The sequence below is a fragment of the Terriglobus albidus genome (genome assembly GCF_025685425.1).
GTDB classification, from domain to species: Bacteria; Acidobacteriota; Terriglobia; order Terriglobales; family Acidobacteriaceae; genus Terriglobus; species Terriglobus albidus.
On record NZ_JAGTAS010000058.1, the window covers coordinates 484,473 to 504,355 of the forward strand.

A 19,883-nucleotide genomic window follows, 5' to 3' on the forward strand; every position below is an offset into this window, starting at 1 on the left:
GGAGTATTTATGCGCCGTATCGTGACGTTGTTTGGCCTGAGCCTTTCACTCTGCATCATGGGCTGCGAGAGCCACCAGGCGAAGGTAGACAAATTGCAGAAGGAATATGACGACTTGGGCTCTCAGTATCAAAGAGACTGCTCGGCGGAATTAGTAAAGGTCCCTCCGGTACTGAGTCCAAAGTGCTCTGACGAACAAAAGAAAGTCGGAGATGCGTGGAAGCGGTTACAGGCGGAACGCGCAAAGCAGTAAAGCACTAACAAGGAGGAATGATGAAAGGCGCTATGTTCATAAGCGTCATAGCCCTTGCTGTCTCTACGACAGGGGCTAGAGCGCAATTCGGCTCCGGTATCGTGTTGGATCCAACCCAGTCCGCACACGCCGCACAGCAGATTCTCCAGGCCAACCAACTCTACACAACCACGGTAGAGACGAGCCGCAACGTCATTGGGGCGTACAACCTTGCACAGAAGATGGCTAACCTCCCTCAGACCTATTACACCACCTACAAGAACATGGGACGCCAGCAATGGAGTACGTTGGAACAGCCCGCCAATACCTATGGCAACTCTACTCCCTGGATGAATTCGGCTTCCAACGGATATGGGGCCGCCGCCGCAAACCAGACTGCCAGCGTTCCCCGCACCACGCAGATTCAGGGGTACAGTTCGCTGTCAATCCAGGGTCAGCAGGAAATCGCCGCACGAGGCGCGACGGTAGACCTCTCGGACTCAGTGAATGCCTCCAATCTCCAGGCTCTCGGAACAATCCGTGCGAACGCAAACCAACGTGAGACGGATATAAGCCAACTCGAATCCCAAACCCACTCTACCGATCCTGCCCAACACACAGAGATGGCGACTCTGCAACGCATCAACCAAGCGTTGCTTATCGAACTACGAACGCAGCAGGAGACAAATCAGATCCTGCAAGCTCAAGCTCTACAAACGATGGTCGGTCAGAAGGTGCAGCAGGACAACTTAAAGTCTCTATTTCAGACCGGCAATTCCTATCAGCAGACGTTCAAGACCACTACTCCACAGCAGACAACAGCTGGTACGCGGTGGGCCTTCCACTACTAAGCGAAGGAGACGGCAATGGACTTCCTCATCCTCATCAAGAACGGCTGTGACAACCTCACCGCGACTGTATCCCCATCTGTCGACTCGTTAGGGCTGCACATAGTCTTGTCGCTGGCTACGATCATGCTGGTTTGGTTCGGGGTGCAGGAAGCCCTTGCCTCTTCGCAAGGCGGTGGCTTTAGCATGGCAAAGTTTCTGAACTTCTTCCTGCTTATTACTTTCGCTTACTGCTTCGTGAAATTTTATGACGGCAGCATTCCCGGCATCGGGTATTCGTTGAAAGGATTCATCAGCGGTGGCACTAGTAGTCTCGTGGACTACATCGGCAGCGATTCTACGCAAGAGATTCAAACGACGATCCAAACAGCGCTCGGCAAGATGGGCACAATGTCGCCATCTTTGACGGAGCCATACATGTTGCTTTGCACCTACACGGTACAGATCATTCTCAGTATTCTTTCTGGACTTATAGGCGTCATCATTGCTTACGGTGCCATCGGGGCCACGATCATTGGGCTGCTTGGCCCTGTGTTCATTCCGTTCATGGTCTTCGATAAAACGGAATTCCTGTTCTGGGGATGGCTTCGAGCGTTTCTTGGCTTCGAGTTCTACAAGGTAGTCGCAGCCGCCACCATGAGCGTCATGAGCCATCTTCTGATTAGCTATTTTGCGAGCGGTGCGAATAACCTCAATGACCCTCGAAGCCTTGCCGCGGTGATGCCTGGATTGCTCATCCTGTGTTTCGTCACAGGCTTCATTCTGTTGAAGATTCCAGCCATGACAGCGACGCTCTTCTCCGGCCACGTTGGAGGTCACGACGGCGGTATTTCGATTGCAACCAGCGCCGCGGCGCTCATGAAGTAGGAGACTCACTATGTCCACGACTATGACACACTCCCCGGAGATCACCCGAGCTGCGCAACGCTACCTGGAAGAGAACGCTTCGCCGCTGGTTGAGAACACCTGGCAGCGGATCGTCATTTTCACGCTTGTTGGCGTCTGCGGCCTCCTTGGAGCGCTCACCTATAAGAGCCAGCGGGCACTTGCTTCCATGCACCCCATGATTGTCCGTATCAACGACGTTGGACGTGCAGAAGCCATCGACTATCGCAACTTTGCATACCGGCCTCAGGAAGCGGAGAACAAGTATTACCTGACACGCTGGGCGGAGCTGTACTTCACCCGCAATCGCTTCACCATCGAACGTGACCAGACGAAGCTCTACTTCCTCAATGGAGATGTGCAGCACGCCGTCATAGAGCAGGAACGAAAGGACAACTTCATTACCACCTATCGCAACGATGTCACGTTGCCCTACGTGGACGTCGAAGTGAAAAACATCGTCCTTGATGACCTTAGGCAGTCACCGTATTCCGCGCGGATTGAATTCGAGAAGGTCCACACGAATCCAGCGGATCATTCGGAGCTAAAACGGGAGCGTTGGGTCGCCAGTGTCACCTACGTGTTCCGTGACGCGGTTAGGAACAACGAACTGGCGGTCAATCCTCTCGGACTGACCATCGTCCGTTTCCGTGCCGACCAGGCATTCAGCTAAGCAGACAGGAGATTCCCATGCAGGCAAACGAACAAGCTGCTCTTGAACGATTGATCGAGATTGCGGATGGCAACAGCGGTCAGGCCGGTTACGTCGCGGACTTCCTTTTGGCATGGTGGAACGCTGAGGAATGCGGCGGCTTCGATCTGACGAAGCTGTGGGCGCTCGACTCAGCGATTGCAGCCGACGTTGTAACCGTGACCGGTCTTATATCCCGCGTGCATCAGTACCCGGACACCCTAGGCTACAAATCCCGCTTCGACCAGCTCATCCACGCTTGGCGTAAACCAGTTTTCGCGTAATTCCGAGGTCATGGCGATGTCCCTTCAGGCTGCCAATCCGGCTGCACAGCCCAACTCGTCTCTGATGGCACTTCAGCTGCCGTCCCGCAACGCCAGAGAGCGCGGTTCCAGGGGCTCAATGCCGTCCTCTTGTGTACTTGGTCGTGGCAGTGGAGGAGCTACTGTTTGGGTGTGTCTCCATCTCCGGGGAAACGATGAGTGACTTGTGCCCATTAGAGAGCCTTCCGTCCTGTATCCCGTCCTCTGCTCGGGGTCACGCTTCGGGCCTTTCCGCCGCCCTGCGGCAAGCTCGCTCTTCTGCTTCCGCTGCGCGGCCCTACGGGTTACGGTTTCCACCTTCGGCGGACCCACCGTAAATGCAGAGCTTCGGCCTTGGGAGGCGGGGCCTCTCGCTTGGCTTCGCCTAGTGTGACCCGAGCAGGATACGGGAAATTCAACGAAACGGAGATCACCACCATGTACACCAACAAAGTCACCCTCATCGGCTTCCTCGGCAGCGACGCAGAAGTTCGGACCAATGACGACCGCAGCTTCACCACACTTTCACTCGCAACCAAGTCTTCGTACAAGAAGGACGGCAAGTACGTTGAGCACACCGAATGGCACCGTTGCGTCGTCTTTGGCAAGAAGCTGGCAGAGTTCGCCGGCACGCTGAAGAAGGGCGCTCACCTGATGGTCGAGGGCGAGTTGCGCAGCCGGAAGTACACCAGCACGAAGAGCAACACAGAACAGACCATCTGGGAGATTCGAGTGGACTCGATTCTCAAACTGGATCGGGCTGCCAAGGCCACTGCGGAGGAGCAGGACGAAGAGGCCGCAGCCCCGGAGGAAGTGGCCGCCTAGGCCACTTCCTTTTCCGTTCACGGAAGTCCGGCTAACGCCCGGACTTCTATCAATGTGAGGTTCCGCTATGAGCTTTGAATTGATCCTTCCATTCCTTCGCCCCATCGAGCCACTGCTGCTGGACGATGGCGTGAGCGAGATCATGGGCAACCCCGATGGTTCGTGGTGGTTCGAGAAGGCGGGAAAGCTCACCTCTGCAGGCTCGGTTCGCTTCGATGCAAAGGCCCTGCGGACTGGACTCGAAATCATTGCCAACCACCTCGGCAAACAGTTCGATGAGTCGCATCCTCTACTGAATGCACAGCTCCCGGACGGAAGTCGGCTGGCGGCGGTCCTTCCTCCGGTCGTGCGCCCCGGCCCGTCGCTCACCATTCGCAAGTTTGCAAAGGTTCGCTATACGCTGCGGGATCTCATTCAGCGCAACACCCTGAATGAGCAGACGTCCGAGTTTCTTGTTGCGCAAATCGTGGCTGGCAAAACGCTGCTCATTAGCGGTGGAACGTCGAGCGGAAAGACCACTCTGTTGAACGCGCTCGCGGACACTATCCCTGAGGAAGAGCGCATCGTCGTTATCGAAGATACGTCAGAGCTGAGGATCGCCAAGCCGAACGTCTTGGCGGCAGAATGCCAGGTGGAATGCGTAGCTGGAGCGGTGGACTTTGCCACCCTCCTAAAGGGTGCCTTACGGTGGCGTCCAGACCGGATCATTTTGGGAGAAGTTCGCGGCGAAGAAGCCCGCACGTTACTTGATTCGTTCAACACCGGGCACGGTGGTTCACTTGCCACCATCCACGCCAATTCCACTACAAAAGCCCTGCGTCGTTTCTGCGAACTTGCCATGCGTTCGCACCAGCAATCCCTACGCGATGACATCTCGGCAGAGATCGCGGATTCCGTCGATTACGTTATCCAGATGAAGCGGACGGAAACAGGCCGCCGCATTACCGACATTGCCCACCTCCAAGGTTTCTCGCGCGAAGGCAAATGCTTCGCTCTTGAGACCGTCTTTCCAACCCTGCAAGAGTCGTCTCTTTCCACCCACTAACGGAGGTTCCAATGCCACTTATCGAAGTCACTCAAACCCGCCGCGTAACCGCTCATGTTCGATTCAATGAGCCGATCATTGCACAGATCAATCAATACGCTGCATTCATCGGTGCAACGCCTGATGAAGTCATCAACAAAGGACTGGAATACCTGTTCGATAAAGACCGTGACTTCGCTGCATTCCGGACATCCGATCGTTGCAAAGATGTGCCAGAGCTTCTGAAGGCGCGTCGTCCGAATGGTTCGAAGGCATCTCGCGGCGCCGCTAAGAAGCCTTCAGGATCGGTTGAATCCGCTGAGTCTGTGGTGGTTCGGAAAGCATGATCCTCCATCGGATCCCTCGGTTGCATAGGAACCATGCTGCGCATGGGGTGAAAGTTTACACTTCACCCCTCAAAGGGTCGTGTTAGGTGCACTTGGGTGCACCTGTTTAGAACCAATCACTTAACAAAATCGGGTGCACCTAGGTGCACCTGGGATTTTGAGGTTTTTATGGCTCTTCTTGAAGGAGAATCGCCCGCAACAGAAGGTGAGGAGTCCGCCCAGCATCGCGTGTTCCCGGTGACGGTCAAGCTCACGCAGGAGGAGCATCGCCGGATTACCGAACACGCGAACGCGATGGGTCAAGCCCGAAGCGAATGGCTTAGGGACGTGGTACTGAAGGAACTGGAGAATTCGATAGATGCCGGTGGGCCGCGACCGGAGCTTGTGGAGCTTGTTGGCTTGCGCATGATCCTGACCAATCTCCTAAGGCCCATATCGCATGCGAAACCAATCACGGAAGAGCGTTTCGAGGCAATCATGGCCGAAGTCCGGCGCAGCAAGGTCCAGGTCGCAAGCGAGCTTCTTGCAAAGGCTGAAGGAGGCCGCTGATGCCCACACAATGGGGTCGCAAAGAAACCATCATCTGGCCGCCGCACTCGCCCATCTATACCTATGGGGCCACGTTCCTGGCCGTCGTTCTGACGGGCGCATTTATCTATATGCGGTTTGCCTTTGCCACGACACCGCTCCAGCAGTTTTACACGCCGGTTTATGTACGAGCATCGCTCGCCGCCCAGCTTGGTAAAACCCGCAAGGACAAGTACCGGATGCTCTTCGAGGCAGGCAAAACTGTACCTGCAAAGCCTGCCGTAGCGTCTGACATCATGCCAGGAGTCACCGAGCAGCCGGGCGCGAGACCGATCCCGCTAACGCTGACCGAAACCGCCGCACGGCAGGGGTACATTGCTCTTTATCGAGGCGCGGAAACCAGCTACTTCGATGTCCCATTGAGGGACTATCTCCGTCAAAACGTCTACGGTGGTAGCACGCTATGGGACATCTACAAGCAACCTCTTGCCTTCGGCCTGCTCGCGCTTCTGGCGCAACTTCCCTTCTCCATTCGGAAGGACGTGAAGCGCCGCCGTGAACTGAAGTATGGCCGCCGCCTGAAAGGGCCGGTACTGCTAACGCCCAAGCAATTCAATGGAGCGATTGCCGGGGAGGGCGTAGGTTTCAAGACGACCGAGGCGAAAGCGTTGATGCGGATTCCGGCCCGCTACGAGTCACAACATATCGAATTGATGGGCGACACCGGGGCCGGCAAAACGACGCTCATCATGCAGATACTTCGGCAGATTCAGGGACGCGGCCATACGGCGATTGTGTACGACCCAGCCTGCGAATTCATCCAGAGGTTCTATGACGGAGGCCGTGGAGATATTGTCCTGAATCCTCTTGATAAGCGCTGCCCGTATTGGGGACCAGCCGAAGAGCTCCGCAGCAAAGCCGAGGCGAAGACGCTCGCAAAATCCCTGTACCAGCCGACCGATACGCTAAAGGACGAGTTTTTTACCAAGACTCCGCAGAAGATTTTTGCCCATCTCCTGCGTACCGGCCCCACTCCCCACCAGCTTGCGGAGTGGATGGCAAACCCAGCTGAGATTGATAAGAGAGTAGCCGGGACGGAGATGGCGACAATGATTGCGAAGGACTCACCGCCGCAGCGCAATGGTGTGCTTTCGTCCTTGGGTTTGGTCGCGGACAGCCTGCGTATGCTGCCCACGTTAGAGGAGGCGAAGAATCGTAGATGGTGTGCTACCGAATGGGCCGAGGGGCGCAAAGGATGGATCTTCATTACGTCGCGTCCCACCGAACGCGACGCCTTGCAGCCTTTACATAGCCTCTGGATTGACTGGCTGGTTTTGCGTCTGTTGAGCGCCCCGAAGGAGCACCAGACGCCCGTATGGTTTGTGCTCGATGAGCTGGCGTCCTTGCAGCGTCTCCCGCAGTTGCACACTGCTATTACGGAGAACAGGAAATCCAAAAATCCGCTTGTGTTGGGCTTCCAAGGGAAGGCGCAGTTGGAGACCATCTACGGCCATCTTGCCGAGGTGATGCTGTCGCAGCCTGCTACCAAAATCTTCCTCAAAACCACTGAGCCGAAAGCCGCCGAATGGGTGTCGAACGCTATCGGAAAAGTCGAGATCGAGCGTATGAAGGAGACGCATTTCGACGGCACACGAAACGGCAAAAACTTCACCATTGACAGGCAGGTAGAGCCATTGGTACTGGACTCAGAGATTAGCGGTTTGGAGGAGCGCCGTGCCTACCTGAAGCTGGGAAATCACGTCGCTCGGTTCGCCTTCGATTATCTTGATCTACCGACGATTGCAACGGACTTCGAACGTCGGATCGTGGCCGACGACGAATTGGAATATGACCCTTTGAGCAGGTTGAAAGAGGCGGTGCGACCTCCGGCTGTGGACTTGGAAGAAGAGGATGCCGCTAATTCGGAACCGGAGGAGACCGCCCCAAAACTCACCATAGTCACGCGTGCTACGCCCGTGCCTCCGGCAGCAACACAATCTGCAGGCGACGATCCAAAAGCCGATACTGCTCCTGCGTTGCAGGAAGTGGCGGCCGGTGTTTTTGAACGTGAGTAAATGCCATGTTCAAGGTTGCTCCAGAACCGCTCACGGCCGGGAAAGCGCAGGAGTACCACGTCAAGGAGTTCATCGCTGCCGAAAAGAACTACTGGAAAGAGCACGAGCGGATTCCTACGGCATGGCAGGGGAAATTGGTGGACACCTTCGGTCTCAAGGGCGATGTCCAGGCCAGCCAGTTTTCCCTGCTGAGCGAGGGCCGGCATCCCGTAACAGGCCAGCAGCTCATCCAGCATCGCGACGGTAAGGAATACACGAACGCTGAAGGCGAGACGGTAAAGCCGCTTGAGCATCGTGCCGCATGGGACGCTACTTTCTCCGCGCCGAAATCGGTTTCTCTGACTGCTCTGGTAGGTGGCGACAATCGGGTTCGGGAAGCCCATCGTGAGGCCGTTTCGATTGCGCTCACAGAGTTGGAACGGTATACGCAGGCCCGCTTAGGCGGCAATCGACCTGCCGAGACGACGGGTCGCTTTCTTGTCGCGAAATTTGAACATGACACAGCCAGGCCGGTTGATGGCTATGCCGCACCGCAGCTCCACACGCACACTGTCATTTTCAATATGACGACGCGGGATGATCGCTCCTTCCGCGCTCTCCAGTCACACAGCTACTATGCGTCACAGCAATTTGCTACTGCGGTGTATCAGGCGGAACTGATGTACCGCCTGCGCAATCTTGGCTACGAAATCCAAGCCGGAAAAAGCGGAGCGCCGGAGATCAAAGGGTACACGCAGGAATACCTGGACGCTTCGAGTTTGCGCCGTCAGAAGATCGAAGAAGAGATGGCTAAGCGGGGTCAGAGCGGACCGCAGGCTGCGCAGTTTGCCGCCTTCACTACTCGCGACCGCAAGCAGCATCTTGGCCCCGAAGAGACGTTAGCCGCCCATCGCAAATTGGCGGAAGAGTATGGCAACCAACCCGAAAAAGTCATTGCTGCCGCACAGGAACGAATGCTCCGGCGCGGCCAGGAACAGGCACAAGAGCCGGAAGAGCAACAGCAGCGCGTGCGCGAAAGCGTGAGTTTTGCGAAGGCCCGCAACTTTGAGCGTGAGGCCGTCACGGACAACCGAAGTATTATGCGCGACGCCCTGCGTCGCGGCATGGGCGATGTGACGTATGCCGAGATTAGCGAGAACTTCGGGCGTCGGGAAACCATGGGTGAGTTCCTAAAAGTGGACAGTCCAAAGCACTATGCCGGGCAGCGGTACACCACTCGCGATATGCTGCAGGCCGAGCGCAGCAATATCGAGTTCATGAAACGCGGGCAGGCTGTGGTGACGCCGATCATGTCGGCGGAAAATGCTCGCTCCCATGCTGCGGAGCAGGAGCGGTTGAACCCTGCTCAACGTCGAGTCGTGGAAGAAGTGCTAAGCACGACCGACCGCGTACACGGGTTGCAGGGGTACGCGGGTTCAGGTAAGACCGAGAGCTTACGAAGCATCCGCACCGGAGCCGAGGCCGAGGGCTTCGTCGTCGAGGGTTTCGCGCCAACCAACCGTGCTGCCAACCAGCTTCGGGACTCGGGAATCAAAGCAGAAACCTTGCAGCGGTTCCTGGCTCGCGGCATAACCGGCGAGACTGCAGGAGACCCCGCCAGCCGCCACCTGTACTTGGTCGATGAGTCCAGTTTGGCAAGCACCAAACAAATGCAAGCCTTCATGGAGAAGCTGGGACCACAAGACCGAGTTTTGCTGATTGGCGACATTCGGCAGCACCAAGGTATAGAGGCTGGAAAACCTTTTGAGCAACTGCAAGCCGAAGGAATGCGCACCTCGCAACTTGACCAGATCATGCGCCAGAAGGAGCAGCCAGAATTGCTCCGTGCTGTCGAATTGCTTTCGCAACTTCGTACCGTGGACGGCGTCCAGTTATTGCAGGAGCAGGGCCGCGTACAGGAGTTCGCGGAACGTCCCGAACGCATCGCCGCGATTGCCCGTTCCTATGTCGCCCAGCCGGAAAACACACTCGTCATCTCCCCGGATAATGCCAGCCGGATAGAGCTAAATCAGGCGATCCGTGCAGAGCTGCGCGGGATCGACGTCCTGCGTGGGATTGACCGCGAGTTTGCTGTGCTCATGCCGCGATCTGACCTAAGCAGCGCCGACCGAAAATGGGCCGCCCAGTATCAGTCCGGCGATGTACTCCAGTACACGCGCGGCAGCAAGGAATTGGGATTAGAGCCGTACAGCTACGCAACCGTGCGTACCGTGGACACAAAGCTGAATCGGATCACCGTGGAGCGGGAAGATGGCAGCCAAGTGTCCTACGATCCAAAGCGTCTGCAAGGCATCACGGCATATCGAGAAGTCGCCCGCGAGTTTGCAGAAGGCGACCGGATCCAGTTCACGACCAACAACCGTGAATTACAAATTGCCAATCGCCAGCTTGGAACCATCGGACGTGTTCGCCCTAACGAAATGACCGTCCACGTCGAGGGTCAACCGCCGCGCTCTGTAACGTTCGATCCTCAGCAAATGAGGCACTTCGATCATGGCTACGCAGTCACTAGCCATTCGAGCCAGGGCTTGACGGCTGACCGCGTGCTCATCAACGTGGAGGTCTCCGCACATCGCGACCTTATCAATCAGCGCTTTGCTTATGTCGCAGTGTCCCGAGCCGCGCATGACGTGCAGCTCTACACCGATAACGCCGCACGACTGACAAAAGACCTTAGCCGTGATGTATCAAAAACGGCGGCGTTAGAGCTCAGTGAACCGAAAACCGAACAGCAGCGAGGTGAAACCATGACTTACCGCAAAGAACATGCTGAGGGGATGCAGGCCTATCAACCGACTTCTCATATACCGCCCTCCATCTATGCATCGTCCATCGACCCTGAAACCGTACTCGCCGATCTTCGATGGACGCAGGAGCAAGCGAAGAATGGAGTTGACCCTGCCGACACGGTACGCGCTCTCGCAGAACGCCATCTACAACATCCTGAGATCGAACAGGGCCAGAGTGCGCTCATCGAGCGCTATGCTGACCGGATTGCGGAACTTACTTACAACGGCCCGGAAATTCCCGCGGAGCGGCAGGCCGCGCAGCTTGGGCCGACGGCCGAAGAGAGGCGGCATTGGGAACCACTGGTGCAATCTATCGGCGTGGAACATGCGGAGCGATTCGCATGGCGAAAAGAACACGCTGAGATTCAAAGCTATCGCAGTGATGAGAATCGCGGTTGGCTTCACATCGACGCGCACGGTCAATTCTTCGACCGGAATGCGCGGCCCATCGCCGCACAAGTCGCACTCGAACCGTTTGGACTTTCAGCAGCGATGGCGCGTGGTAACGAACAAGGCGCTGGCATCAATAAGGAAGCACCTATCGACAGTGGATACGGCATTTCACTCTAATCACGTTCCCATCTCTTCGATTCCTGTCCTTTTAAGTCGCACATCAAATACAAAAAAGACGGGCATGATTTCGTTATGCAGTGTGTCTCCTGAACCATCCCGCAACGATTCCCAATAGGATTGCTCCACTGGTTGCAAGCATGGCAGGACAATATCCAACAAATCTCGGACGCTGGGGCCGCTGTATCTGTCTCGAAAGTGCGAGTCCGTCAAAGAATTCAAATCGGTTTCAAGAGCCATCCTTGCCAATTGCAGCTTGACGTCTGGAGGCCCAAGAATAGATTCGAGCAGAATAAGCTGCTTCGGTGAGAATTCTTCAACCGACTTGAGATTGGTAGTTATCTCAAAGTCGCCGTAGAACTTCAGCTCAACCGGCGCTGTCGAAAGACGGGAACATGGTTCCATCTCGCTCAAACTCCGTGTCACGTGCCGAATGCGCGTTGCAGGCGTTCCCGTACATCCGGGTTTGAGTTACGACTCGTCTTCTTCGATATGAAGTGCGTAGCGGTGGTGCAATTTCATACTGACCGCCGAAAGGATGGTGCGCAACGAACGCGCGGTGCGGCCCTGTTTGCCAATGAGCTTACCGGTGTCGGACGAAGCGACATGAACATTGAGCATCGTGACACCTTCGTTGCCGTCCAAACACTCTACTCGGATAGCGGCTTCATCGTCTACCAGATGGCCGACAATCTCGTGGACGAGCTGCGGGATCGATTGTTCATCCTTGCGCATAGGCCGGGAAATTGTCGTCATGATTTATCACTCCTGAACTGCTCTCAAGAGGCAGAGCCTCTGTTTCGGCCCGGATTGAATATGCCCTCCCACGCGGAGATACCCGCAGAGGCCGAAGATCACCAGGTACCACGATGGGAATGGTGGCACGTGATCATTGTTGAGAACGCATCCAACAGATCCATGTCAAGCCGGGTCCCCTTCTGAGACATGCGTTCCAACGCCAGATTCCAGGACATCGTTTCCGCGTAGGGCCTTTCTTCTGTCATCGCGCAATATACATCGCAAATCGTAATGAGCCGTACTCGGAACCCGATTTCCGATCCGCCGATGCCTCGCGGATACCCGCTCCCGTCGAGCCGTTCATGATGATCTCGGGCCACAGTCAAAACGACTTCGTTCCATTCTCCGGCCCGGCTTAGAAGTTCATAGCCTAGCCAAGGGTGAGATTGCATAATCTGCAATTCCCTCCCTGTCAGCTTTCCTGGTTTGCATAACAAGGGAGCCGGAACCCTAATTTTGCCGATATCGTGAAGAAAGGCGGCACGTCGAAGTACTCTTTGCTCCTTACTCGAACAACCTAGGTAGTCCGAAAATTGGACAGTCAGTTGGGCGACGGCGCTCAAGTGGCTGGCAAGACCAAGATCGTGCGAGTGTGCAATTGCCGCCCAATGGGATAGACCGAACAAACCGGGTTTGAGATGAAGAGGGGTCAGACTCTGCTCCTCGGAGGGGCCAGGGGAACAATGTCTGCGGTACGCCCCCGCAAACACACCCTATATACCCAAGTCGGGGAGTTGGAAAACCGGCAAAGCACGGTTCCTGTGACCTTTAGCTTTAGGGGCCTGGACATACGTCACAGGCTCCCCGACGCAAAGGCGAAGGGAGTCCTCTACGCGCCAATGCAGCGCGTTCATTGCTTTGCAGGGGTTTCCACACCCCAGGACGGTGCGTAACCGGCCCATCTCATCATCTCTAAAACCGTTCAGCGACGCAATGCTGCCGGAGGCCTTCGAAGGAAAGGGTCGTAATCGGTACCCGAACCGTGGGAGGCGAAGGGGACCGGGTGACCTGCGATGGCCGATGCGGCAGGGGGTATGGAATCACGGCCAGCGCGATTACACCCGTACGTTCCCATTTCTGGGGCCTGCCGCATCACGCTCGCAACGCTATGTCTTCGCCAGAGTCAAACGTTCGGTCGGGAAGCAGGGCCATATAAGATCAGCGTCCACCATCGTAAGGTTGGCTAAGCGCCCATCTTTGGAGATCCAGTCGATGCACCAGACGCCCTTGGTCCCGTCTCGGTGCACCCTATCGCCGACGTGAAAGTTGCACTGCGTTTTGGGTTCCGGACTTATCAGGAAGTCACTGATTTTGGACGCTCGGCATCTCGAGCGGGAGGGGATACCGCTAGCCGAGCATAGGGCGAATATTTAGCCATCATCCGGCTCCAAATCCCACGCATATTGCGCCGCTGTTCCTGCCAGCCAATCCGTGACCCCCATCAGGACCTCTGACATGAGCCAGGACAGAGCCTAGAAATCCCGACGCCGGAATTCGGAAGCTTAAGCACTCTTGCTGAGGTCTGGATGGCCATCGTCGGCGTTCTCGGACGCAGTTTCCATAGTGGCGACATGGCGGACGAGCGAGCGCTTGAGTTCAAGCAGGGCCGGGTCATCTGACGTCAGGCCAGCGTGGGCCTCAACTCTCCCTAGAGTTGTGCGGAGGAGTTCTAAGAATCTTGTGGACAGCGGCGCCATAATCCAGTTTCAAGTGCTTCGATCCCCCAGGGATTCACTGCTACTGAAAGCAGAGGGGATATACATGATTTCCACTGACGTACCCGAGTCGTACCCTAAAAGAAAATTGATGCAGACAATCAATTCCGTAAGCCAAACGGAACCATCGGCGATCTCCGCCTCAAGCCAATTGTCGTGACAGCGTCGCGACAATTAGTTGCAGAATATGGCTGAGGGGCTCTTCCCAGAAGAACCTACGCCGGATGATACAGTTTGCCTAAGCCTTTCCTAATGAGCTCCAATTGTCGTGACGCTGTCACGACAATTGAGCTGGTCCCCACTTTGGCGCGCTTTTACCGCTTCGCCAACCTCCGAACATCAGCGCGCCAAGTCTGGCTTTTCAGTTCTTCTCTTCGATAAGGCTTGTTGTGCTCGTTCTCGAATTCGCAAAGAGCCTCGTTTCGCGATTCGTTCCAGAGCAGTATCCGCTGAAGGCGAGTCGAGTTTCTCAAATGTCGCCACTGCGAGAGCTTGCACGTCCTCGTCAGGGGAGGTTTCCCATTGTTGGGCCTCCGTCAACCCTGCGAGGTGGTCTCCCAGGACGCGTCTCTCCATTTCGCGCTGGGCATATATGTACTCATTCAATTTTTGATCTCGCTCTGGTTCCAGCGCTGAAGTGCGAATTTTCGCCATCTTCGCGGCGACATCAGGTAAGACGGAGGATTGAAAGTATTCTCGATGACTCGCGCTAACGTCTCGGACTTTACCATCCTCCACGCCATACAAGAATCCCAATATACCCGGCGCTATCTCGCCATTCAGGCACACGCAACGTTTGATCAATATTTCCTTTTTCCCCCCTTGGTCGGCCGTCACGATCTGACGATTCAAATCGATGGGAGCCTCGGATTTCAGCGTCGATAGCTCACATTCCACTCCGACACATCGCAAAAGGCTAATTTCATCGTAGCGGCGAGCAGGTGATGAATCGGTTACCGCTACCAAAAAGGGTGCCCCATCATCTAGCTTCGTAAACTGATAAGACTCGACAGAGAGGTCTCCTCCGTCATCGAGCAGCGGATCTTTAAGCGCGGCCTCCCGATCAACTGCCCGTAAAAGATCTGTGACTTGGACCTTGGTGATCGTTATCCCTGAGGTGGTCTCGGGCCACGCGAATGGTACGCGTGGCACGCTGACATGGATTTCGCGGATAAGGTTATCCTCAGCAGCGAGGGCCTCGGGCAAAAGCATAAGACCGAATGCTGCAGCTGCAAGGATTAAGCCAGTTGATTTCAACATAAACACTCCTTTCAGTTGCAGGTCGGATTTTGTAGATTATTGCGCACGCCGTCGGTATATGCCGTATAGGTTGCGTTGGTGTTTTTCATCCACCCATTGCCGCTAGGGTTTACAACCCAATACGTATTCGCGAGCACAGCCGCGCCCCATCGATAGTAGATCAACGCCATGTCCTCTTTTTGCTGAGCCGTTGGCTGCGGCAGGTTTGGATGGCTTTGACGAGTGTTGGCGATGTAGGTGTCAGCGCGCCCCTTGGCCCAGGCGAATACATCGTTGATCGCTGAGTTTGCATTCGCAGTCCAGTCGTAGGCATATGTCATTGACGTTTTCACCATGCCAATACCGATATGGGATCCGCCGCCAAAGCTTTCGTTCGGCCAACAGGCGTTGACTCCGTAAAGAACCAACGGAACAGATGTTGCACCGTCGGAGAGCAAAGTAGTGGTGCTAAACTGCTTGAATTTGCTCTCCGTGCACGCCACTCCACGGAACAGATTTGGCGTGCCGCCTGCTCCAGCTGAATAGTCGGCGGTCAAAAGACTTTTCACCGAGGCAACAGGAATCCCCGTACCGTCCACCAAAACTGTCTTCGATTTTGAGAGTGTGGCTCCGTTGCTCGAGAAACTCGCTTTGAACGTGAGCTGGCCACCTTCTCCAGCCAAAGTAGTGTAATTGTACGTTTGGTTCAGAGAGGACGTGAATTGATGTTGGGGTGCTTGAGAAGCACCTTTGTGGGCAGACGTTGCATACACGGTCGTAACGGTCCAATTCACTGTTCCCGCACCGGGGCAAGATGCATTCGGCGTGGTGCTGACAGATATCGGAATCGTTGCGGTTTTGTAGTTAGAACCGGAATTGATGTGATAGAGGGTCTGCTCCGCAACGATCTGCCATGTACAGGGGCTTCCCGCAACAGTCAGAGTGCTAGCAGGGCTCTGGCTCGTGGTACCGTTCGCGGATAAGAATCCCGACCCTCCAAAACCTGTAGATACGACTTCGACGGCATGAGTTCCTTCTTGGCCGTTTGGCGTAATTTGCGCAGTAATGGACGTATCGGATCGGGAGGAGTAGGAAATAGACATGCCCGCAGTATCGGGAAAATTGAGCGACGGGAATGCACCAAAGTGCTCACCAGCAACAACGACCGTCGACGTCGTACCGTCCGGGATAACGGGCGGCGATACTGAATGGATGATGGGCGTTTGATCGTAGGTCGAGATCTGGACTACAGTCGTGCCTACATAGATCAATTGGGTCGTCACGTATATCGTATACCCTGGATCTGGATAGGACTCTCCTCCCCCTCCCTCAGAATAATCCGTACCATTTGCGAAATATCCAAAGTAGTCGTTGTACTCTGGGTTGCCATACGTATCGTAGGTCCCAGTTTGGTAATAGCACTGAATGTAGTGATCGGAAGCAAGACCGTAGTCATCGCCGGATACTGCCGATGCATTCATATATCCCCAGGCGCACGCGGATGCTGCTGGATCGCCGAGTGGATCCCCCTGAGAAGGGCCACACCCCCAATTCCCGCTTGCGCTTCCTTCTTTTATAGGGCTGTTCCAGTCATCGGACTGATAAAGCGCCCCCGCAACAACGGGGTCGTAATAATATGCGGCAACGTAGTCAAGATCCGTCGCGGAGTAAGTGATCACTTGCTGATTGCTCGGGTCATATTCGATATATGAGATGCCTTCAACAGACTGCGAGTGAGCAATAGACCCGCACAACAAAATCAGAAGAAACGACCATAGAGAATTCTTGATTTTCATTTGTCTCTCCTAGTGGGCCATGGGATCGCTGTTGCGAATCGTTGGCCCAGAAGGCCTGGTCGGAAGGGGTAGCTGTTGAAGGTGAATCTTCGGGAGAAACCGATTGGCGAGATTCTGATCCAAATTTGCAAATCGACTATTTCCCAACGAAGCTTTGAGATTATCGATATGGTGGGCAAGGATGCTCTCTTTTCTTTGCTGAAGAGCTAGAAGAATCGGAGGGACCGCGGGTGCGGCCTCGCCAGGCGACAGACGCCCTTGAGGATAACGATTCCTTGTCGCGCGCGTAATCGCTTGAGCTTCACGGTCAACTATCTCAATTTCGGTCTCGTACAGCCTAGCTTCTCGTCTCAGCTGTAGAGTTTCGCTATCACTTGTTTCAAGTGTTTTTTTAGAGAGGACCGCAATGAGAGTGTTGTCGGCTCCTTGGCCGCGTAGGCTCTCTAGATGGACGATGTATCGAAATAAATGATGATAAACATGGTTTGGGGGGATTGCGGCTCGTTGCCGAGGCTGTTGCCCAAATAGTGGCATAGCGGTGAAGACACAGAGGGATACGCACAACCAATAGCGTATTTCGATTCGCATGAATGAAAGCTCCGCGTTGCGAGATGAATTAGGTTGCTAGTTGCAGGAGTTGGAACTGCTGCCGGACTGGGAAAGATCGAACGACACGTTGGTCGTGCTGCCTCCAACCGTCAGCTGAGCAGTTCCGTTCGCAGCCCCGTCCGGAATGATTGCGACAACCCGTGAGCTGCTCCAATAGATGACTAAAGCCGTGACCCCGCCAATTGTGATCGTATTGCCCCCTTGCGTGGAGCCGAAGCCTTGCCCATTGATCTCGAGCAAGTCTCCCACGGCGGCACTTACGGTCGAAGAGGCACTTGAGACAATCAGGTTGTCACCACGCGCCATACGTCGAACGCGGTTATTCAATGTATCGGAGATGTAGAGATTGCCGAATTTATCAACCGCAAGGCCTCCGGCACCCGCGAGAGATGCACTTAACGCGTTGCCACCATCCCCACTGAATCCATTCGAACCATTACCTGCAAGAGTGTGAATAACACCATTCGAGCTGTTCACCTCCCGCACAACATGATTCTGAAAATCGCTTATGTAAAGATTGCCCATCCCGTCAACCGAAAGGACATTCGGACTATTCAACGTAGCGGAGGTCGCTACGCCACCATCCCCCGAGTAGCCGGCCGCCCCTGTCCCAGCCACGGTCGTTATGACATTGCTGGCGAGGTTCACCCGACGTACGCGATTGTCTCCGGCGGTTGCGATGTAGAGGTACCCAGAAGCACGGTCAAGCACCATTCCATAGGGATTGTTCAGCGTGGCAGAAACGGCCGCACCTCCATCCCCGCTGGACCCTGCCACCCCGGTACCCGCAATGGTTGTGATCGTACCGGACGGATCGACTTTGCGAATTCGTTGATTGTACGAATCGGAGAAGTAGAGGTTGCCCTGCAAGTCAACCTGCACCGCCTCGGGATTGTGCACGTAGGCCAGTTGTGCAGGACCGCCATCACCGCAAACGTCGGATGTCGACGTGCATCCAGTGCCCGAAGTGTTTCCATTGCCTACCACGGTTGTAATGATTCCCGACCCATCAACCTTTCGTATACGCTGGTTCACGGTGTCTGCAATAAACAGATTGCCTGCACCATCGAAGGCGACAGCCGTTGGAGTATTGAGTTGAGCGTTGATGGCCGGCCCGCCATCGCCACAAGTAGCCGTTGGCGACGGACACGCCGTCGATCCTCCCGCAACCGTAGTGATCGTTCCGGAGGTTGATATCTTCCGAACGGCGTTGACTCCAATTCCAGCCACGTAGACGTTATTGAATGCATCTACGCCAAGCCCCGCCGGGCTTGTATGGCTGGCGGAGGTTGCCGCACCTCCATCCCCGCTATACCCTGTGGCACCGTTTCCTGCGATCGTGCAAATTGCGTTGGGAACGGAACATCCTGTTGCACCGACTGCGATGACCTCACGTACGCGGCTGTTTAGCGTATCCGACATATAGAGATTGCCGGAAGAATCAAGTGCAAGTCCGCTTGTGCCTGCAAGAGTTGCCGCTGTGGCTACTCCTCCATCTCCCCCGAAACCATTGGAGCCATTACCTGCAACCGTCGAAATGATCCCTGTTGTCGCCGCAATTTTACGGACGACTCGGTTCGCGAAATCGGAAAAGAAGACGTTTCCGGCGGCATCCACCGCTATCCCATTTGGGCTGTTCAAGGTGGCAGATGTACTCAGTCCACCGTCCCCAGCGTATCCCGTGGCTCCATTTCCGGAAACAGTGGTGATGATTCCGGTAGTCAAGTCAATCTTTCGGACCCGGTTGTCTCCAGTGGTTGAGATGTACAAGAATCCGGCTGGATCGAGCGCCATCCCATATGGGTTATTCAAGGTAGCGGAGGTTGCCTGGCCTCCATCGCCACTTGAACCTGTCGTACCATTTCCAGCGATTGTCGTGATGATCCCGGTGGTGCCTGAGACACGGCGGATCCTCTGATTGAAAGAATCTGAGAAGTAGACGTTTCCGTGCTGGTCCACTTGAACGGCTTCGGGATTATGCAACATCGCCTGGGTTGCCAACCCGCCATCGCCACAGACGTCAGAGGTTGAAACACATCCTGCTCCAGAGGTGTTTCCTGTCCCAGCAATGGTTGAGATCTGCCCGGTGGTATCGACTTTTCGGACACGTTGGTTAACCGTGTCTGCGATGTAGATGTTCCCGGCAAGATCTACTGCTACTGCCGTCGGTGTCTTCAGTTGGGCGGAAGTAGCCGCACCACCATCGCCGCAGGCCGCCGTGGGAGCGGAGCAGGGAGCCCCTGTGCCGGCCACGGTAGTGATGACGCCGTTAGAGTCTACTTTACGGACGACGTTAATTCCCTGCCCAACGATGTAAGATTGTTTTGTCGATCTACGGCAAGACCGTTCGGGAAACCATTCGCCGCATTGATGGCTGCTCCTCCGTCGCCCGAATACCCCGTTGCACCATTGCCCGCAATCGTGGTGATGGTACCAGGCGCCGGAAAGGTTTGCGCGTAAGTTGTATGCGTTATCAGAACACAAAGGCAGAACAAGACAAGGACGGACAGACGACTCAGCAAGCCGCTCATTAGAGCTCCAAATGCAACTCAGAATAACTGGAACGAATGAGAGCCTATCTGGCATTTCAGAATGCAGTTGTCATCAAAAT

The 19,883-nt window shown here is 55.3% G+C and carries 17 protein-coding genes; 11 read left to right on the top strand and 6 right to left on the bottom strand.

Annotation, left to right across the window (positions count from 1 at the left end; all coding sequences use genetic code 11):
- Positions 1-9 precede the first annotated feature (9 nt).
- The 11 genes from OHL21_RS21085 (at position 10) to mobF (ending at position 11,115) form a co-directional block, all read left to right on the top strand.
- Positions 10-252, top strand: coding sequence for a hypothetical protein (locus OHL21_RS21085; protein WP_263419281.1), 243 nt, complete (start codon positions 10-12; stop codon positions 250-252).
- 17 nt (positions 253-269) lie between these two features.
- On the top strand, positions 270-1,082 hold the full coding sequence (locus tag OHL21_RS21090) for a hypothetical protein (protein ID WP_263419282.1): 813 nt from the start codon (positions 270-272) through the stop codon (positions 1,080-1,082).
- Positions 1,083-1,097: 15 nt separating this feature from the next.
- Positions 1,098-1,946, top strand: coding sequence for a type IV secretion system protein (locus OHL21_RS21095; protein WP_263419283.1), 849 nt, complete (start codon positions 1,098-1,100; stop codon positions 1,944-1,946).
- Between the two features lie 10 nt (positions 1,947-1,956).
- On the top strand, positions 1,957-2,637 hold the full coding sequence (locus tag OHL21_RS21100) for a type IV secretion system protein (protein WP_263419284.1): 681 nt from the start codon (positions 1,957-1,959) through the stop codon (positions 2,635-2,637).
- 17 nt (positions 2,638-2,654) lie between these two features.
- Positions 2,655-2,939, top strand: a complete 285-nt coding sequence (locus OHL21_RS21105) for a DUF7673 family protein (RefSeq protein WP_263419285.1) — start codon at positions 2,655-2,657, stop codon at positions 2,937-2,939.
- Between the two features lie 456 nt (positions 2,940-3,395).
- A complete protein-coding gene (locus tag OHL21_RS21110; protein WP_263419286.1) occupies positions 3,396-3,782 on the top strand; it encodes a single-stranded DNA-binding protein in 387 nt (128 codons plus the stop codon).
- 67 nt (positions 3,783-3,849) lie between these two features.
- The gene (locus tag OHL21_RS21115; RefSeq protein WP_263419287.1) at positions 3,850-4,827 is read left to right on the top strand and encodes a CpaF family protein; all 978 of its coding nucleotides are present in this window, start codon (positions 3,850-3,852) and stop codon (positions 4,825-4,827) included.
- An 11-nt stretch (positions 4,828-4,838) separates the two neighbouring features.
- The gene (locus tag OHL21_RS21120) at positions 4,839-5,153 is read left to right on the top strand and encodes a hypothetical protein (RefSeq protein WP_263419288.1); all 315 of its coding nucleotides are present in this window, start codon (positions 4,839-4,841) and stop codon (positions 5,151-5,153) included.
- 168 nt (positions 5,154-5,321) lie between these two features.
- Complete coding sequence (locus OHL21_RS21125; RefSeq protein ID WP_263419289.1) at positions 5,322-5,702, top strand: ribbon-helix-helix protein, CopG family; 381 nt, start codon at positions 5,322-5,324, stop codon at positions 5,700-5,702.
- Positions 5,702-7,756, top strand: coding sequence for a type IV secretion system DNA-binding domain-containing protein (locus OHL21_RS21130; protein ID WP_263419290.1), 2,055 nt, complete (start codon positions 5,702-5,704; stop codon positions 7,754-7,756). Before OHL21_RS21125 ends, OHL21_RS21130 begins: the two co-directional genes overlap by 1 nt.
- A gap of 5 nt (positions 7,757-7,761) precedes the next feature.
- Positions 7,762-11,115 (top strand): MobF family relaxase, encoded by a 3,354-nt coding sequence (gene mobF, locus OHL21_RS21135; RefSeq protein WP_263419291.1) that lies wholly within the window; start codon positions 7,762-7,764, stop codon positions 11,113-11,115.
- On the opposite strand, the gene OHL21_RS21140 is transcribed toward mobF, so the two are convergent.
- The 6 genes from OHL21_RS21140 to OHL21_RS21160 form a co-directional block, all read right to left on the bottom strand.
- A complete protein-coding gene (locus OHL21_RS21140) occupies positions 11,116-11,529 on the bottom strand; it encodes a hypothetical protein (RefSeq protein ID WP_263419292.1) in 414 nt (137 codons plus the stop codon).
- 57 nt (positions 11,530-11,586) lie between these two features.
- Entirely contained in the window at positions 11,587-11,871 is a 285-nt protein-coding gene (locus tag OHL21_RS21145) for a KH domain-containing protein (RefSeq protein ID WP_263419293.1), read from the bottom strand.
- A gap of 98 nt (positions 11,872-11,969) precedes the next feature.
- Positions 11,970-12,623 (bottom strand): HD-GYP domain-containing protein, encoded by a 654-nt coding sequence (locus OHL21_RS24595; RefSeq protein ID WP_399259068.1) that lies wholly within the window; start codon positions 12,621-12,623, stop codon positions 11,970-11,972.
- 1,344 nt (positions 12,624-13,967) lie between these two features.
- Positions 13,968-14,888, bottom strand: coding sequence for a hypothetical protein (locus OHL21_RS21150; RefSeq protein ID WP_263419294.1), 921 nt, complete (start codon positions 14,886-14,888; stop codon positions 13,968-13,970).
- Between the two features lie 11 nt (positions 14,889-14,899).
- Positions 14,900-16,663 carry a hypothetical protein gene (locus OHL21_RS21155; protein WP_263419295.1) on the bottom strand — a complete coding sequence of 588 codons (1,764 nt, stop codon included), beginning with the start codon at positions 16,661-16,663 and terminating at the stop codon, positions 14,900-14,902.
- A 624-nt stretch (positions 16,664-17,287) separates the two neighbouring features.
- Entirely contained in the window at positions 17,288-19,858 is a 2,571-nt protein-coding gene (locus tag OHL21_RS21160; RefSeq protein ID WP_449649508.1) for an NHL domain-containing protein, read from the bottom strand.
- Between the last annotated feature and the right edge of the window lie 25 nt (positions 19,859-19,883).

Bases quoted from the DNA above. Each gene is read 5' to 3' on its own strand.
- OHL21_RS21085 (WP_263419281.1), top strand. From the start codon at position 10: ATGCGCCGTATCGTGACGTTGTTTGGCCTGAGCCTTTCACTCTGCATC.
- OHL21_RS21090 (WP_263419282.1), top strand. From the start codon at position 270: ATGATGAAAGGCGCTATGTTCATAAGCGTCATAGCCCTTGCTGTCTCT.
- OHL21_RS21095 (WP_263419283.1), top strand. From the start codon at position 1,098: ATGGACTTCCTCATCCTCATCAAGAACGGCTGTGACAACCTCACCGCG.
- OHL21_RS21100 (WP_263419284.1), top strand. From the start codon at position 1,957: ATGTCCACGACTATGACACACTCCCCGGAGATCACCCGAGCTGCGCAA.
- OHL21_RS21105 (WP_263419285.1), top strand. From the start codon at position 2,655: ATGCAGGCAAACGAACAAGCTGCTCTTGAACGATTGATCGAGATTGCG.
- OHL21_RS21110 (WP_263419286.1), top strand. From the start codon at position 3,396: ATGTACACCAACAAAGTCACCCTCATCGGCTTCCTCGGCAGCGACGCA.
- OHL21_RS21115 (WP_263419287.1), top strand. From the start codon at position 3,850: ATGAGCTTTGAATTGATCCTTCCATTCCTTCGCCCCATCGAGCCACTG.
- OHL21_RS21120 (WP_263419288.1), top strand. From the start codon at position 4,839: ATGCCACTTATCGAAGTCACTCAAACCCGCCGCGTAACCGCTCATGTT.
- OHL21_RS21125 (WP_263419289.1), top strand. From the start codon at position 5,322: ATGGCTCTTCTTGAAGGAGAATCGCCCGCAACAGAAGGTGAGGAGTCC.
- OHL21_RS21130 (WP_263419290.1), top strand. From the start codon at position 5,702: ATGCCCACACAATGGGGTCGCAAAGAAACCATCATCTGGCCGCCGCAC.
- mobF (WP_263419291.1), top strand. From the start codon at position 7,762: ATGTTCAAGGTTGCTCCAGAACCGCTCACGGCCGGGAAAGCGCAGGAG.
- OHL21_RS21145 (WP_263419293.1), bottom strand. From the start codon at position 11,871: ATGACGACAATTTCCCGGCCTATGCGCAAGGATGAACAATCGATCCCG.
- OHL21_RS21150 (WP_263419294.1), bottom strand. From the start codon at position 14,888: ATGTTGAAATCAACTGGCTTAATCCTTGCAGCTGCAGCATTCGGTCTT.
- OHL21_RS21155 (WP_263419295.1), bottom strand. From the start codon at position 16,663: ATGAAAATCAAGAATTCTCTATGGTCGTTTCTTCTGATTTTGTTGTGC.
- OHL21_RS21160 (WP_449649508.1), bottom strand. From the start codon at position 19,858: ATGCCAGATAGGCTCTCATTCGTTCCAGTTATTCTGAGTTGCATTTGG.